The following is an 18,083-nucleotide window of genomic DNA, read 5'->3' as shown; positions in this document are numbered from 1 at the left end:
CGAAAGCCCTACGTCCTCCACTAGAGAAACATAAAAAGCTTGTCGCTCCTTCCCTCTTAGTCGCCCATCGTTTTTCTCCCTATCAGGAAGAGTCTTTCCAAACAGAGAAAAGCCCTACTTCATGTCTATTTTGCTGTACTGACGATATACAAAAACCGTATCTGTCTTCCTCACAAAAACGGCATTCCCCCACGAAAAGCCGACAGATACTCTGTAGCCTTTGACCTTATTCCTTCACGAAACAATCAGTTCCATACATGGCGAGACATCAACAGAGGGACTCCGACCTTTATTTTTCAAAATTCACGATAAAAATTCGTCATAACCTAGAAAAATTCGTCTGTTTTACCTGAACAGCCGGTATTTTTTCATCTGTCAGGCCCGTGTTGACAGAGTTTATTGTATTTTTGTTTTCAAATCACAATCCATGAAAAAAATACTTTTCTTTCTTCTTTTTCTAATCAGCGGATGGTGCCAGCCTATCCACTGTGAGCCAGAATATACGTTCAAGCGATTGACTATGACCGACGGCATGGTCAGTAATTATATTGTAGATATCATTCAAGACGGTCAAGGATATATATGGATTGCTTCCGAATCCGGATTGTGCAAATTTGACGGTATCAATTTCACCATTTACAATTCAGCATATTCAGCACTTGGAAGCAATGCTTTAAATGTATTGTTCTATAACAAGGCCGACAATACCATTTGGATTGGCACACAACGCAACGGTATCAGTATCTTTAATTGTGAAACGCAGACCGTCACCCCCTATGGCGTGCCCGGCATGATCACACAAGATATCACCGACCTTAGTGCAGCTGCCGATGGAGGAATATGGATTACACATTATCATTTAGGGATAGATTATTACAGCAACCGGGACAAGACCATCACACACTACAAAGCCCAAGATATAAAAGGACTTTCAGGACACTTCTGGTGTGCCAAAGACGATGGAAACGGACATCTTTACGTGGGACTTCAGGACGAGGGGCTGGCGGTTATCGACCTGAAAAGCCGTACAGCTAAAATATACCAGCACAATCCCGACGATCCCCATAGTATCCCCAACAACACCGTACACTGCATATTCATCAGCAAAACAAATGCTATATGGATAGGCACAGGAGACGGACTGGCACTGTTCAATCCGCAGAAAGAACAGTTTATCACCTTTCAACACCAGCCGGACAATCCTTATTCACTCCTATCGAACCAGGTGAACGACATCGGAGAAAGTAAGGACGGAAAGCTATGGGTCTGTACACAAATGGGAGGAGTCAGCATTCTTGACCTGAACGACAATGTATTTACCACACCTGCACACACACGCTTCCAGAACATCAGGGTAACCAACGACCTGCATGGGGTTTCCTCACCTAATGTCAAAAGTTTCCTGCAGGATTCTTTTGGAAATATCTGGTTGGGAAATTATCGCGGAGGAGTGGACTTTCTAAGCTACAACCGTCCTGTTTTCCAGACACTGGCATACCACATGCTAAAAGACGGGACCTTAACAGAAAAACAAGTCTGGGGACTCTCAATAGATAACGATTCCCGCATCTGGCTTGGCGGAGAAGACGAAATAGCGTTATTTAATGCAGACATGAAACTGCAAAAAATCTTTTCTCTGGAAGGGAAAGCCAATCCACATACACATGTGTCTGTCATCTACAAGGACAAGAAGGGCCAACTCTGGTTGGGACTATACAAAGATGGCCTGCTTACGTGTAACCCCCAATCCGGAGCCATCAGCCGCATTCCTATGGAGGGGAAGAACATAGATGTCCGCTGCTTTTACGAAGACCCCCACAAAATCTGGATCGGTACCCAAAACGGTCTTTACAGCTGGGAAAACGGAAAAGCCACAGAAGAAAAGGACATTAATAAACAGCTGCCTGATATCATGGTACATGGCATCCAGAAAGACCGGCAAGGAAAGTTATGGCTGGGTACCTTCGGTAAAGGACTTATCGTCTTTTCGCCCGAAGGAAAACGAATCATGCGCTTTGACACGTCCAATGGCATGGCATCCAATGCCGTCAATTCATTATACATGGATAAAAAGGGAGGGTTATGGGCTACTACCCGGGCAGGCATCGTACACATCAGCGATACCTCCAACCCAAAACTTGAAGTGCTTGGATGTGAACAAGGGCTCATCGACGAAAACGTACGGACCATCATTGAAGATGAAAACGGCAGAATCTGGCTCAGTACCAACGCCGGCATCTCACAATGGAAAAGCGATGAAAAAAGATTTCTGAATTATACCTGGCACCAAGGTGTACCCAGAGGAGACTTTATGGATGGTTCAGTCTGTAAGGACAAAAACGGGAATTTGTTCTTCGGCTCACAAAACGGGGTTTGCTACTTCAATCCGGAACATATCGAGGAAAATGTGCAGGTGGCTCCCGTCAAAATCACCCGCATCACAAGCTACGGACATTCCGAGATTGACAGTCAAGGTTCCATTGCCCCCATTATAGACAACGAAGTGAAACTGACTTACCACAACAGTACCTTCACCCTCACCTTCAGTGTGATGGACTACACCCTATGTCCTGAAGTAGAATATGCCTACAACATGGAAGGCCTAGGGAAGACATGGTTTGAAACAGGCAGTGAGAACCGCATCACGTTCCGTAACCTGCAACCCGGAGAATATACCTTCAAGGTAAAAGCAAAAATGCGGAACCAACCATGGGGAGATGAATTTACGGCCATTCATATTGTCATCACTCCCCCACTCTGGCTGACTTGGTACGCCAAGCTGTGCTACCTTATCGTAACTGGGATTATCTTGTTTACCATCGTGCGCTTCTACAAACGCAAACTGAAACTGGAAAGCCGCCTGAACCTGGAGCATCACCAACACGAGAATGACCAGAAACTCAATAATGAACGGCTACGCTTTTATACGAACATCACGCACGAACTGCGTACCCCATTGACGCTGATACTCGGTCCGCTAGAAGATTTGCTTGCCGACAAGACCTTGTCGGCACGGCAAGCCAACAAAATCAGTCTTGTGCGCGACAGTGCCAACCGACTGCTGAACCTAATCAACCAGATTCTGGAATTCAGAAAAACGGAAACAGAAAACAGAAAGCTGAAAGTGGCCTATAATCACCTGGCTGTACTCGTACAGGAAATCGGTATCAAATACAAAGAGCTCAACCAGAATCCGAACGTGGACATTCAAATCAAAACAGACGGAGCAGAAGGTAAACTCTACTATGACCGGGAAATCATTACCATCATCATTGATAACCTGATGTCGAACGCACTAAAATATACTCCCCAAGGAGTCATCACGCTTGAAGTAGGAAAATGTGAAGAAAACGGAGTGAAATACACCACTATCAGTGTGGAAGATACCGGGCATGGAATCTCCAAGGAATCGCTCAACCACATCTTCGAGCGCTATTACCAGGGACAAGGCAAATACCAGGCTTCCGGTTCGGGAATCGGCCTGGCACTGGTCAAGTCATTGGCCGATTTGCATCAGGCTACCATCGAAGTGGAAAGTGAAGTGGAAAAAGGAAGCCGCTTTACCCTGAAACTGCTGACGGAAAACACCTATCCCAATGCAGAACATCTGGTCATACAAGAAACAGGCAAGCATAAGGAAGAGGAATCGGCTAATGTGCCGACAGCCGAATCGGAAGAAGGGAAACCGATTATTCTGGTGGTAGAAGACAACCGGGATATCCGGGAATACATACGCAGCTCTTTTGAAGAAATGTATGAGGTAGTGACTGCTGCCGACGGAAAGGAAGGCTGGGAAATAGCCCAGAATCAGATACCGAACATCGTAATCAGTGACATCATGATGCCTGTAATGGACGGTATAGAACTGTGCAGACATATCAAGGAGGATATGCGTACCAGCCATATTCCGGTCATCCTGCTCACCGCAAAAGATACGCTGCAAGACAAAGAAGAAGGGTATGCCGCAGGAGCCGACTCATTCATCACTAAACCGTTCAGTGCCCGCTTGCTGAACAGCCGTATCAACAACATTCTGGAGAACCGACGCAAGATTGCGGGAGTCATTACCTCGATACCGGAAACAGAGAGCGAGCAGAAACACATTGAGAATGAACGGAAAAACTTGAACAGGCTGGACCTGGAATTCCTAAACAAGGTAACAACCATCATCGAAGAAAACCTGAGCATGGAAAAAATGGACGTGGCCTTTATCGCCGACAAAATGTGCATGAGCCACTCTACTCTTTACCGGAAAATCAAGGGCCTGACGGAGATGTCGGTCAATGAGTTTGTCCGGAAAATAAAGATGAAAAAGGGTATGGAACTCATCAACAGTGGCCAATACTCACTGGCTGAGGTATCCGACCTGACCGGATTCAGCAGTGTGGCCTACTTCCGTCAATGTTTCAAAGATGAATATGGCATGGCGCCTACGGAATATTTAAAACGGAAACAGAGTTAGTTCTAAAGAAAGACAAGCCCAATCAACGGAATTAAGACGCGTTAGTTTGCAACCACAACTTAAACAAGGGATCTACAATTGTGTATGTCCCTCCCCGTTGGTTTTTTGATGTTTTTTCTATTACTTTCTGATCTGTCATCATCTTAAGATACGGTGACAGTTTCCCCCCCTCCTGTCCTGTCCGATTACGAATCTCTTGCAAACTAGCCCCATTTTCCGTTCTGACCAGCACCGAAAGAATTCGCTGGACTTGCGTCAAATATCCATCATACCTTATCTGGTAATATTGCGAAAAATAATCTTGTAATAAAATCAAATCCATCTCCTCACCAGAAGAATTTCTCAAAATATCCGTGGCGAGATATAAAGAACGAGGAGTCTTGGGCAAATAAGCCATAAGTTTTTCCAAACGGCTCATTTTCAATTGAGAATCAATAAATCGGGCAAACTCGGATAAGATAAGAGGTTTTATATAGGAAATCTTAAATCCCTCAAAAAAGGCGGCATCATAATCAGTAAATGCGGGCAACACCCTATCTGAAGTAGCGACCAATACAGGAGCTCCTGAACGATTCAGTTTTCCTCTCAAATTAAAATGATCATGATTCTTCGTCCTTTCAAAATAATATTGAATATTATCAATGAACAAAACAATTCTGCAAGCATGTTCTTCTTGCCACCGACATATATCGTCATAAGGAACGGTGGAAGGATTAACAGACAAAAACGACGCACACTGTTTCCAGATATCATCTGTGGAAAACAAGGTTCTTCCTTCAATGAAGACAGGTCTAAATAGTCTGTCATTATCTGTCTGCAAACTCTGATACAACCGATGCAGCAAATAAGTCTTTCCACTACCGCTCTCCCCTATTATCAAACAGGGCTGAGCAATTCCATTAATCTTTTCTTTTGCCAGAAGATTAAGTACAGATATAAAAATATCCTCATTAATGAGAACTGAATCATCATTCATCGCTTTTCCATCCCATAAAGACGTCTGGTGCAATATAGTAGCAGTTGTATTCATACGCAAAACATTACTGAACAAATTTATTAAACCAATAATCACGCAACAAAGGAGAACGGAAAGTCCTTCTGGCATCATTCTTCATAATATATCCATCATTCTCCAGCATCGTGAGTACCTTACTCAATGTGTAATCAACCGATTCAATTTTAGCCGCATCATGCCCTGTCATCAGTTTATCAAGCATTACACTCCGCTCCAGCCCGGCCGGCTGAGCAGAAAGCAACTTCAAAAGCTGCCGGGCAGGAAGTTCATATTCTCCATATTCAACCAGACGTTCAGCCCATGTACTCAGATAGTTCTCTGAACATAATTTCCAATACGCGATGTCAACACTTTCTCGAGTCATTTCCCCTTCATATTCTTCCACCAATTTAGAAAATATAATCTGAATAAAATATGGAATATTCCAATGTAATTTCTGCAGTATATACTCCACCAGGTCATTTTCTATCTCAAAACCTTCAGACTTACCCAATTCCCTAAGTAAGCCAGCTGCTTCTTCATGGGTCAACTCATCAAGATCAAATTCGGTCAAATCATTAATCGTATATCCTAAGTGCATGACTGATGCAAAATTTCTCAATCCTACAGAACCACAAAACAGCCAACGCACTTTAGTTTGACTAACCTGCCGCAAACTCCGTAACCAATTGAGGATAAAAGTCACCTTATCCGTTCCAGCATCTTCCTTATGTAAAATATTCAGAAAAAGCGTCAACTCATCTATCACAATAAATGTATCCTCATCATGCCTGATCAACTCCTTCAAACTTTTATATAAATCCTCTTGTTCTTCTTTCTTTCCGAGATTAAAACCCACAGGACCTACCGACACTTTTTCTATTCTTTCAAGAACAGAAGTCAACCTCTGTGACATCCCAGTTACCGCATGTTTCCAAATACCATTTTTAGTAAAAGCACCTATCACTAAACGTAAAAAGCCCTCTTCAGTTGTTGTTTCCTCAAGGTCAATATAAATACATTTCCAACCTTGTTGTCTCTTCTCTTCTATAAGTTTTTTGGCGAAAGAGGATTTTCCAATACGACGTGGAGCAGACAACAACAAAGAATGATGACTCTCAAGCAATCTGTTGGCGAGACGAATTTCTCTTTTCCTTCCAAAAAAATCTGCCCCTTCAACAGGAGGACCAATTCTATTCGATATACACATAATGAATCTTATTTAGTTAAAGGAGAACTTATCGCAAAGATAGGGAATTCTATTATATGGAAGAATATTTATATAGAAAAAATATTATATAGAAAAGATTTTATATACACTATCAAATAAAAAAAGAGGCCGTCTCAAAATGAAATATAATTTGAGATGGCCTCTGTCGTTTCATATCAGATTGAAGTCGTTTGGATTTTCCTCAAAAAAGGAATTTACAAGTTTCCTTCTACAGATTTCACGTTTTACACCGTTTTTCCCTCGTCAGAAGCCTACTAAGAGGCTACTTTTGCAAGATTATGCGCTATGGCCAGCAGGCCAAACTCAATTTCCACCTTTTTCAGCCCACGGAGATGGAACCTCTTGAAGTGCTTGTTGTTCTTGAGGTTTCCAAATACGGCTTCCACATCCTGTGGCCGCTGGCTCCGGTATTTAAGATCTTCCGCAGAGAGGAGTTTCTCACGTTCCCTTTCCTTGATTTTTCTCAGCCGATGATTCACTTGCACAATCCTTTCCGACCGGCTTCTGTGACACCGGCATCTTAACGGGCAGCCCTTGCAGTTCCGTGCCCTGTACCTTGAGATGGTCTGTACAAAACCGTTGTCTGTCGTCCGCTTTACATCGGAGAGTCTTTCCATCCTCTGTCCCATCGGACAGTACATGCCGTCGGTTTCTTCATTATAATAGAAGTTGGCAGACAGGAACGGGTCATTCCTGAAGCTCCTTTTCTGTTCCTTGTGGAAATAGTTGTACTTTATGAAGGTTTCGATGCCGTGCCTGAAGGCGTACAGGTAGTTCTCCTCACTTCCGTACCCGGCGTCACAGACGGACACGTCAGGATATCTGCCGTACAGGGAATGGAAGTCTTCCATGTGCAGGGGATAGGTGGAGGTGTCACCGGCACACTGGTGGAGGGTATAGTTCAGGATGAACTGTCCGTTGGTACTGACCTGCGGGTTGTATCCGGGCTTGAGCTGCCCGTTCCTCATGTGGTCCTCCTTCATCCGCATGAACGTGGCGTCGGGGTCTGTCTTGGAGTAGCTGTTGCGCCCGTCGAGAATCTTTCCCTGGGATTCGTATTTCTTCAGCTGTTCGGGCCATGCCTTCCTCACGCGCCGGACCTTGGCCTTCACTTTCCGGTCCGCATCCGTTCCCTCCAGAGCTTCATGTATCTGTTCCAGCGCCCTTTCCACCTTCTCGGGGGTGATGTCCTGGTAAGTGACGGGAGCGGAGTCGCGCAGTTCCTGCTTGGTGACGGACTCGGCGTACCGCCATATCTCCTCAAGCTGTTCCGCAATTCTGGAGATGCGGGTGTGGATGGACTTGCCCCAGACGAACGTATAACGGTTGGCGTTCGCCTCCATCTTCGTCCCGTCGGTGCAGGCCACGTCCAGACTTACAAAGCCCTCCGCCACGAGGAACTTCACGATGGTGGCGAAGACGGTCTTGAGCACATCCTTCAGCCGGCTGCTGCGAAAACGGTTGATGGTGTTGTGGTCAGGCGTCCTGGTACCGGTCAGCCACATGAAGCGGATGTCATTGCGGCAGAACTCCTCAATGCGGCGGCTGGAATAGATATTGCGCAGATAGGCATATACCAGAATCTGCAGCATCATGCGGGGATGGTAGGCCGGACAGCCTTTGACGGAGTACTTGCGGTAAAGTTCTTCCAGGCTGATCTGTTCAATGATACGGTGAACAACCCGGACCGGATCGTTCTGGGGAATAAAATCGCCTAAACACGGAGGTAAAAGCAGATTATCGTTGGAGGTATAGTTTTTAAACATTATCTTTGGAATATATTGCTTGATTCCCTAAGATACGAAAAATTAGGGAGACGGGCAAGTCCTGACTGAGCGAAGTTTGGCTTGCCCGATTTTTTTTGCAGACACAAAAAAGGCCATCTCAAATTATATTTCATTTTGAGACGGCCTCTTTTCTTAAAATACAAATTTCAAATTATACTATCATTTAAAGAAATCAAGCGACCAGCTGTCCATCCATTCCACATAAGGAACACCTTCCTCAAACTGAATGGGCAACCAGATGTAGCGGGCATCACTGGGATGCTTCGGGCGCCAGATATCGGCCATGAAGATAAAGGCGTCTTTCTTTCCCGGAACCGGAAGCACATACGTGCTCTGTCCGCCAAAGGTGATTTCCGACTTCGGGCCCCGGCAGGGATTCGGATGTTTGGTCCACGGGCCTAAGATACTGGGAGCGGAAAACATGCGAGCCTCATTGGGTGCCCAGCCTGTACACCCGGAGGTAATCATCCAATACATGCCGTCTTTCTTAAACAAAGCCGGAGCTTCATTGTGACCGGCAGGAGCTACCCGCACATACTTGCCGGTATGGCTCAGGAAATCCTCGCTCAGTTCTGCAATCTGTAACGTAAGATTGTCTTCCGAGGAGTAAATGTGATAAGCCTTCCCGTCATCATCTACAAACAATTGCATGTCGCGCGCCATCTGTCCTCCCGCCAAATCGCGTTTTACGAACAGACCTTTGTCAATTGCCTGATACCAGGCCGGTGTCCACCATTCCTTGTATTTCTCCGCATCCAAGGTATCCAAAGCGGTACGCTGCGCTTCAGTCATATCGAAAGGCAGTTTCCCCGCATTGATGCGTTCGGAACGGATATACTTGAACGGTCCTGTCGGGGTATCGGAAACGGCCACAGCCGAACGGGCTGCCGCATAACCTTTTCCTCTCAGTTCCAAATGGAACCACATGACAAACTTTTTGGTTTTCGGGTTATAAATCACTTTCGGACGTTCCATGATACAGCCCTGCACGATATCGCTGTTCGCATCATCCTTTACCACTGGAAGTGCGACCCCTTCATTTTTCCAGTCCACCAGATTGGAAGAAGAATAACACATGATGCCTACCATCGCACTGCTGGTGGTATCCGATTTATTTTCTCCATACCAATAATAGGTACCTTCATGATACAACACCCCTCCACCATGGGCATTGACGTGCACTCCCTGGTTATCGGGCCAGATTTCTCCACTCCGGATTTTCTTCGGATTCGCTGCCGTGCAGACCATTGTCCATAACAGGCAGAAACATCCCAAAAGGTAAAGTCTTTTCATTTTCATCTTTATCTATATTTGTTATTTATGGTTTGTATTCTTTTCCGACTTGCAACTTATCCCCGGACAAGTCTACTTCAAACAAATGAGGCACACGGATATACACTCCGTTCACCTCTTTATGGCTATGTACAGCCATCAGCCATTTACCCTCCAAGGTCTGAAACAACATACCATGTCCGAAATCGGGGGGAGTGATGGGTTCAGGCTCCTGAATCCAAGGGCCATCCAGTGTGCCACTCTGTGAATAGGCTACCCCTTGGGTATAGACATTGTGAATCCAGCTGGTCCATATCATGCCCAACCGTCCGGTGGCTGTCCGAAACAGATAAGGACCGTCAGTCACCTTGTTGGGCACTTCCTTCCCGTCACGTATCTCCCGGCTCCAAGGACATTCACTGGAACGGAACAGCAATTTTCCCTCGCCTACCGAACCGCTCAAATCGGGCTTCAACTCAATTTTTTCAATCGTCCCGTCCCAATTCTGCAACCACTCATAGCAATAAACCATATAAGGTTTTCCATCCGTATCCACCCAGAACGTACCGTCCAACGTCGGCTTATCAGCCGGCAAATATACCTCATCCTGCATCGGACGGTAAGGACCCTCCGGACAATCACTGACCAAGATATGGGATGCCCTCCGTTCAATTACGTTACCTTTTACCGTATCGATTTTTAAAGCCCGGTTGGTAAAGGTCGCAAAATAATAGTATTTATCCTTATACGCATGCAACTCTGCAGCCCAAATCATCGGGTCCGGCCCCATCCAGGAATGTGGATTCGTGTGGGCCACCTTATACGGACCTTCCCAAAGTTTTAGGTCCTTACTTTTCCATAACAGTCCTCCAGTACCCGTCATATAATACATACGACTTGGCTCGTCAGCCAAAATACAAGGATCACTTAACCTGATGGAATCCAACGGAACAGTCCTGAACTCCTTCACATTCTGTGCCCATAAAGGAGAGGAAATACGGCAAGCCACACACAATAACCCGACAAAATAAAAGATATACCAATGCTTGTTTCTCATGAAGTCCACATAATTATCTGGTTAACAAATAAAAGATTGATTTTCACAGATATGGAAATAGCGACGAAACTCTTCCGAAAGAGAACGGACACGAAACCCGTGCACCATTCCAGAGATTCGCCGCCATTTCACAATTTACTCACAACCCCAATATAATAGCTTAAAACAAATCCCACGTACGGATTTCGTCTTTCCATTGATGATCTTTCGGGAACGGTTTCTCACCCCATGCCCGCACGCTGGTCCATTCCTGAGGCGCATCGGTCCAGAAAGGATGGGAAGCTGGAAGTCCCAACGGAAGGAAAGCCAGAGAAGTCATATACAGACTTCCGTTGTTGGTGTACCAGTCGGCTACATTCGGCTGGCGACCGGTAAAACCGATGGTCAGGAAACCGCCTTCATTAAAATTATGACCGGTAGCAAACATACGCTTCATTACGGCAGTCAAGGCACAACGTACCTGCGCCCCTGTCACCCCTGCCGGAAGTTCCTGATACCAGGCCATCAGGGCCAGAGGCTGCATGGTAGCCATACGGTACGGGATGGAACGGCCGAATACGGGGAAAGTTCCCTCCGGTGAAATGAAACGTTCCAATATCAGACTGTATTTCTGGGCACGCTTCAATGCGCGGTCATAATATTTTCCGTAGTCAATCCGGCTGCGTACCTTGGCATCCTTCATGGCCTGGAGCGTCTCCAGGTACATGGGATGGAACACGTAACTGCTGTAATAATCGAATGCAAAAGAAGGACCGTCTGAGTACCATCCGTCGCCGGTGTACCACTCTTCCACTTTACGGATGGCAGAATTTACCCGATATTCATCAAACGGTGCCCCCGCCTTGGCCAGAAAACTTTCAATGGTAGACGAGAAAAGCAGCCAGTTGGTATAAGGAGGGTCGATGCGACGCAGCTGCTGGAATTCCTCGATATAGCGTTTCTTAGTGGTTTCATCCAACGGCATCCACAGCTGGTCGTAGGCACGGAGGAAACTTTCGGCCACATACGCACCGTCTACCAGCGTCTGTCCTTCCTGACGCCACAACAGATAATCCGGACTCTGCGGGTCCACGGCGTTGGCGTAACTCTTCAACGCCCACTCACGCAGTTCCTTGCGCATCTTGCCTTCTTCCGTATTGTCATCCGGCAAAGTGAGCCAGGGAGCGATACCGGCCATCAGGCGTCCGAAGGTCTCCATGTAAGCCACCTTCTTGTTACGTCCGTCCCAGGTAGGGCTGACTTCCAGCTGCATGTTTTTCTGCAATTCTCCTTTGGCCATGTTACGCAATACCGGAGCCGCCATCTGATAAGCCAGCTTACACCAATAGGCACGGTCGGCAGCCTGAGGGGCTTCCAGATAACGTACATATTCACAGGCTGCCAGCAAAAATGCTCCTACCCCGAAATTTGCCGTAGAATTGGCGTTGATCACTTGTCCGGGAATAGCTTTTTCACCAATCGGCTGCACATAGCCCACCGTACCATCTTTCTGAAGTGCTTTCTTTGACAAATAGTTCCATGCCTTCTCCACTACCGGCATGTATGTATCTTTTCCTAAATACCCATTGTTGATTCCCCATAAAAATCCGTATGTGAACAGCGCCGTACCACTGGTTTCCGGTCCTGGGGCAAAATCCGGATCCATCATGCTGCGGGTCCAATAGCCTTCCGGCTGCTGAATGGCAGCTACGGCCTCCGCCATTTTCTGAAACTTCTCCACAAAGAATGAATGATGCTTGTATTCTTCCGGCATATCTTTCAACACCTTAGCCAGTCCGGCCAGCACCCAGGCATCTCCTCTGGCCCAGAAATCTTTCTTTCCGCTGGCTGTCTTATGCTTCGGATAGATGTATTTTGCATCACGGTAATACAGGTTTTCGTCCTTGTCGAACATGATGCTGTCGGAGTATTGCAGATACGCATACAGTTTATCCAGGTACAGCGTATTGTGCGTCACCTTATACAGTTTGGTCATCACCGGCATGGCCATGTAGAGCGCGTCGCTCCACCACCAGTAATCGTTCTGTGAGGTACTCATCTGATATTCCATCACCTCACGGGCACGACGGATTTTCCAATCCTCCGGAGCCAGGTTGTATAAATCCACATACGTCTGGAAGCAAATCTGATAGTCGCCGAAAAGTACATATTCATCCGATTCCCCGTAGGAGTATTTCCATTCCGAACGGTTGTCACTCTTGGCTCCTTTCCACTGATTGTAGTTTGCCCATGTTTCCGAATAAGTGCGATACGTCTCATTTCCAGTCAGGAAATAAGCTTCCATGTTTCCCGTGTGATATACGGCATTGTCCCAGAACGAACGTACTTCCGGTGAGTTTTCGGCCTGCCAGTGCTGGTTTACCTTGTCAATCATCTTGCGGACCTGACCCGCTTCGGATTCCTTGGCACCCGCCGATCCTGACCATATACCCAACGCACAAGCCAATAAAAATTTACATACTTGTTTCATAGTTTTATTTTGAGATTAATTTATTTCCAATACATATACCGGGGTGGCAGCAGAATCCTTCACTTTCTCGCCGTCTCCCTGATGGGTTTCCTGCACGAACACATGCAGTTTTTTCTGTGTTTTCCACAGTTCCGTGTCACAACTGGGTTCCCAGGCATCCACGGAAAAATCGGTCAGGTCTTTCACCTGCCATTCGCCCGACTTCACATCCTCTGTATAAGCCACTGAGACCTTGCTTCCCCGCTCCGCATCGCGGAACACGAAATAAGCCTTTCCTTTATCCACTGCAATGCGCGGACGCGAAATCGGAATCATCTTTGTTCCACCGCCTTTCAAGGTAAATCCTTGTGACCGGTTCATTATCTGACGGTTCTGCCAGCCTTTACCGTCGTTCCACACGAGTCGGTATTGAGGTACCTCGCTGTCCGCATCCCTCCAATAAGTCACGATATAAGGATGTCCTTCCGCATCGGCACTCATACTGGTCTGATTGATCAGTTCCCTGTTTTGCGGAATGTAACAAGCATATTCCGCATTGTCTTTCCGGATAGGAAGCGTATATTTTTCGCCGGTCGACTTATACCACGTCTTTCCTTCATCGGGAGAATACGCATAGCAAAGGTCATGGTTGGTTTCCACCATCCACGTTTCACGCCACACCCACGACAGATGAATCACTCCAGCCTCATCCATATACAGCTGCCAGTAGGCATTCCGCTGGTTTTCCCCGTCAATCAGGATATCCTGCACACGCGACCACTTGCGGCTCTTCAAGTCATAACGGTTCAACACCAGATTTCCCCGTCCGGAAGCTCCCGAACGATAGGCAAACAGCAAATCGCCGCTGGGCATCCGATAGAATTCCGGATAAGTCACGTCGTCCTCATCCTTTCCGGTCATCGGCTCTTTTTCTCCCAAGGTCAGTGCTCCGGGAGCCGTACTCCGACAATAATTCAATTTGTGCCCGTGGTGGTCAAAAGAAAGATGCAGATAGCCGTCTCCGTCTACCATCATGCTGATGACATTGTGTGCGTCGGCCACGTTTCCTTTATACTGGCTACGATGCAACGTCCAGTTCTCCACGCCCAAAGCACGTTTACCTACCACCAGATAACCGTCCGCATCATAATAAGATATGTATTGCGTACCCTTGTCCGTCACCAGCGAACTGTTACGGAATACGGTTGTATTGACCGAAGTCGAACTGTATCCTTCACCCACTTTCACCAACTGTTGTGCAGCAAGAGTTCCCAACAAGAAAATGCCTATCAAACATAAAAAAATGCGCTTCATAGTTTACATATTAAGTACAACTACAAAAATAGGATTTTCACAGCAAAAGAGGGGATTAAAATTTCGTCAAGGAAAGAAGAAAAACAAGCAAGTAACAATATGATTCATTTTTTGAGCGAATTATTCTATCTCTCCGCACACCTATTTTTCAGAATAGACAAAAAAGTCCACATTCAAGAGGTCTCCCTCTTCAATATGGACTTTCATCAAAATAAATAGTTTTTATTACAAACTGGCCGGAAGCTCACTCAGCTTCATGCTGTTGGAACCTTTCACCAGCACACAACATCCCTGCAGGGGATGGGCTGCCAGCAGGGCTTCCACTTCCTTCACATCTTTGTAATGCTCAAAAAGAGACGAAGTACCTCCAAATTCCGGACCGACCAGCATCACCCGTTCGAAGCCACATTCTTTCAAGAAATCTACCACCTTCTGGTGTTCCTCGTGACTTCCTTCTCCAAGTTCCTTCATGTCGCCCAAAATCGCCACCTTGTGCGCCGCCTCCATCTGACGGAAGTTTTCCAATGCCGCCATCATACTGGTGGGGTTGGCATTGTAGGCATCCACAATCAAGGTATTGGAAGCGGTATGTACCAGCTGCGAACGGTTGTTCTGCGGCACATACGAAGACAGTGCGTGACAGATTTGTGTATCCTCCACGCCGAAATAACGACCTATGGCCACGGCCGCCAAGGCATTGTCCAAGTTATAGGCCCCTATCAGATGCGTCTGCACTTCGTGTGAAACCCCTTCGGCTGTCCAGGTGAAATGCAGGAAAGGCGAACAGGCTACCACCTTTCCCGTCACATCCAGTCCCGGAGTCTGTCCGTAACGGACGCACGTCAAGCCGGCAGCAATCTTGTTCAGGTAAGGATTCTCGTTTTGAATAAAGATGGTGGCATTTCCCTTTTCCCGCAGGAAATCATACAATTCTCCTTTGGTGCGGATAACCCCTTCAAAGGAACCGAATCCCTGAAGATGAGCCTTTCCCACATTGGTAATGATACCATAATCCGGCTCGGCAATGTGAACCAAGGTCTTGATTTCTCCCGGATGGTTGGCCCCCATTTCGATGACCGCCATCTCATGTTCCGGCTTCAGGCGCAACAATGTCAACGGCACTCCGATGTGGTTGTTGAAATTTCCTTGCGTGTAAAGCACCTTGAACTTCTCGCCCAGTACGGTCGCAATCAGTTCTTTCGTGGTGGTTTTTCCGTTCGTACCGGTCACCCCGATCATGCGGGTACCCAACCGACGACGGTGATAGTTGGCCAGCTTCTGCAACGTCTCCAGGCAGTTGTCCACCAGAATAATCCGTGGATTCTCGGGAGAAGCATACTGCGGTTCATCCACCACCGCATAGCGGCAGCCCTGTGCCAACGATTGGGCAGCAAAGGTATTCCCATTGAATGTTTCTCCTTTCAGGGCCAGAAACATAGAACCCTCCGGACAATGGCGGCTGTCGGTCGTCAGTCCGTTACATTCCGTAAAGCGGTTATATAGTTCCTCTATTTCCATATTCTTATTGCTCTGCGAAGCGTTTTGCCTGCTCTTCAATCAATGCGGCATCATCAAAATAGTTGATTTTCATGGCACGGCGTACCTCGTCCATGGTCTGGGCAGCAGCCTCACGGGCCACTTCGCAACCCTTCTTCAACATGTCATATACAGCCGGAATGTCTTTCTCAAATACCTTACGACGCTCGCGAATCGGTTCCAATTCTTCCTGCATTACGGCAGCAAGGAATTTCTTCACCTTCATGTCGCCCAATCCGCCACGGGTGTAGTGTGCTTTCAGCTCGTCCAAGTTGGCATATTCCGGCAAATAACGGCCGAAATGTTCCGGACGGCAGAAGGCATCCAAATACGTGAACACACAGTTGCCTTCCAGTTTACCCGGATCGCTCACCTTGATGTGAGTGGGGTCGGTATACATGCTCTTCACCTTCTTCATCACCTCGTCAGCCGAATCCGACAGGTAGATACAGTTGCCCAACGATTTGCTCATCTTGGCCTTACCGTCTGTTCCCGGCAAACGCAGACAAGCGGCATTGTCCGGCAACAGGATTTCCGGTTCCACCAGTGTTTCCCCATAAATATGGTTGAAGCGGCGCACAATCTCACGGGTCTGTTCAATCATCGGCTCCTGGTCTTCTCCTACCGGCACGGTAGTTGCCTTGAAGGCAGTGATGTCGGCAGCCTGACTGATAGGATAAGTAAAGAAGCCCACCGGAATGCTGGTTTCAAAGTTACGCATCTGGATTTCGGTCTTCACCGTCGGGTTACGCTGCAAACGGGATACCGTAACCAAGTCCATGTAATAGAAACTCAATTCGCACAGTTCCGGAATCTGCGACTGGATAAAAATGGTAGACTTTTCCGGATCAAGTCCCACAGACAAATAGTCCAATGCCACTTCAATCACGTTCTGACGCACCTTTTCCGGATTGTCAATGTTGTCGGTCAACGCCTGTCCGTCGGCCTCGAACACAAAGATTTTGTCGTAAAGTCCTGAATTCTGCAACTCCACACGTCGGCGCAACGAACCCACGTAGTGGCCGATATGTAATTTACCGGTAGGGCGGTCACCGGTCAAAATAATCTTTTCTTTTTTCATACATTTTTATTTTAGTGCAAAAATACAAAATATCTATAGCGTTTTACAAATTCAATCTATCATTTTATAAAAACAATCGTATGTTCATTTCACGCATTCAAATCTTTTCTTTCAGAGGCAACAGTCTTTTTAAACACAAGAAAACTTTCACCGAACATTTTAGGATAAAATATCAATAAAGCTATCGTACCACCACTTATGGCAGCATCTGCAAAATTAAATACCGGAGAAAAAAAGATAAAATGCTTTCCACCGATAAAAGGCATCCAAGAAGGCCAGTCAAATTCCAGCAAAGGAAAATAAAACATATCTACCACTTTACCATAAAACCAATCTGCATACCCTTCACCAACAGAAACAAAAGTTGCTACGTCGGTATAAGTGCTTTCACTAAAAATCACTCCATAAAATATACTATCAAGAACATTTCCTATAGCTCCAGCAAAAATCAAAGAAACACAAATGATATAACCATTCTTAAAATTCGCTTTCACAAGTAATATAATATACCATAATATAAAGCCAGAAAATACAAGCCGCATCATTGTCTGAACAACTTTAGGCATAACTTGCATACCGAATGCCATACCCATATTTTCTACGAAAGTAAAATAGAACCAATCAGTAACACAAACACTTTCCCCATAATAGAAATTAGTTTTCACTATTATTTTAATAACCTGGTCTAATATTAAAGTCAACAAAATAATACTTGTAGCCAATAAAGATTTTGATTTTGTATCCATAAATAATATGCTCTATCTAAAATAATCAATTATTAATTACAACCTTGAAGTCTTTTGCAAAGATAGCTATTCGAACGAAAATATTAACAGACATCTATCAAATAAAGATTTATGGTACAAAGCCGCATCATTAAAAGAAAAATAAAGTGCTTAC

The 18,083-nt window shown here is 46.1% G+C and carries 11 protein-coding genes; 1 reads left to right on the top strand and 10 read right to left on the bottom strand.

Going from position 1 to position 18,083, the window contains the following annotated elements:
• Nucleotides 1-427 precede the first annotated feature (427 nt).
• Nucleotides 428-4,462 (top strand): hybrid sensor histidine kinase/response regulator transcription factor, encoded by a 4,035-nt coding sequence (locus OIM59_RS00620; RefSeq protein ID WP_299169880.1) that lies wholly within the window; start codon nt 428-430, stop codon nt 4,460-4,462.
• 31 nt (nt 4,463-4,493) lie between these two features.
• On the opposite strand, the gene OIM59_RS00615 is transcribed toward OIM59_RS00620, so the two are convergent.
• The 10 genes from OIM59_RS00615 to OIM59_RS00565 all read right to left on the bottom strand — a co-directional run bounded on the left by OIM59_RS00615 (nt 4,494) and on the right by OIM59_RS00565 (nt 17,929).
• The gene (locus OIM59_RS00615; protein ID WP_299169881.1) at nt 4,494-5,492 is read right to left on the bottom strand and encodes an ATP-binding protein; all 999 of its coding nucleotides are present in this window, start codon (nt 5,490-5,492) and stop codon (nt 4,494-4,496) included.
• 10 nt (nt 5,493-5,502) lie between these two features.
• On the bottom strand, nt 5,503-6,666 hold the full coding sequence (locus tag OIM59_RS00610) for an AAA family ATPase (RefSeq protein WP_299169883.1): 1,164 nt from the start codon (nt 6,664-6,666) through the stop codon (nt 5,503-5,505).
• Between the two features lie 275 nt (nt 6,667-6,941).
• Entirely contained in the window at nt 6,942-8,453 is a 1,512-nt protein-coding gene (locus tag OIM59_RS00605; protein WP_303894246.1) for an IS1182 family transposase, read from the bottom strand.
• Nucleotides 8,454-8,633: 180 nt separating this feature from the next.
• A complete protein-coding gene (locus OIM59_RS00600) occupies nt 8,634-9,722 on the bottom strand; it encodes a glycoside hydrolase family 43 protein (protein ID WP_299170528.1) in 1,089 nt (362 codons plus the stop codon).
• 70 nt (nt 9,723-9,792) lie between these two features.
• Nucleotides 9,793-10,803: a glycoside hydrolase family 43 protein gene (locus OIM59_RS00595; protein WP_299170296.1), complete on the bottom strand. Its 1,011-nt coding sequence runs from the start codon at nt 10,801-10,803 to the stop codon at nt 9,793-9,795.
• Nucleotides 10,804-10,963: 160 nt separating this feature from the next.
• The gene (locus OIM59_RS18650; RefSeq protein ID WP_367278157.1) at nt 10,964-13,273 is read right to left on the bottom strand and encodes a DUF2264 domain-containing protein; all 2,310 of its coding nucleotides are present in this window, start codon (nt 13,271-13,273) and stop codon (nt 10,964-10,966) included.
• A 15-nt stretch (nt 13,274-13,288) separates the two neighbouring features.
• Nucleotides 13,289-14,566 (bottom strand): BNR repeat-containing protein, encoded by a 1,278-nt coding sequence (locus tag OIM59_RS00580; protein WP_299170298.1) that lies wholly within the window; start codon nt 14,564-14,566, stop codon nt 13,289-13,291.
• Nucleotides 14,567-14,791: 225 nt separating this feature from the next.
• Nucleotides 14,792-16,084, bottom strand: coding sequence for a UDP-N-acetylmuramoyl-tripeptide--D-alanyl-D-alanine ligase (gene murF / locus OIM59_RS00575; protein WP_299170300.1), 1,293 nt, complete (start codon nt 16,082-16,084; stop codon nt 14,792-14,794).
• Nucleotides 16,085-16,088: 4 nt separating this feature from the next.
• On the bottom strand, nt 16,089-17,183 hold the full coding sequence (gene trpS / locus OIM59_RS00570) for a tryptophan--tRNA ligase (protein ID WP_299170302.1): 1,095 nt from the start codon (nt 17,181-17,183) through the stop codon (nt 16,089-16,091).
• 89 nt (nt 17,184-17,272) lie between these two features.
• Nucleotides 17,273-17,929 carry a lipoprotein signal peptidase gene (locus OIM59_RS00565; RefSeq protein ID WP_299170304.1) on the bottom strand — a complete coding sequence of 219 codons (657 nt, stop codon included), beginning with the start codon at nt 17,927-17,929 and terminating at the stop codon, nt 17,273-17,275.
• Nucleotides 17,930-18,083 lie beyond the last annotated feature (154 nt).

It is taken from the genome of Bacteroides mediterraneensis (genome assembly GCF_025993685.1).
In the GTDB taxonomy this organism is placed as follows: Bacteria; Bacteroidota; Bacteroidia; order Bacteroidales; family Bacteroidaceae; genus Phocaeicola; species Phocaeicola mediterraneensis_A.
The sequence above is the reverse complement of the archived record's forward strand: the minus strand, read 5'-3'. Positions and strand labels throughout refer to the sequence as shown.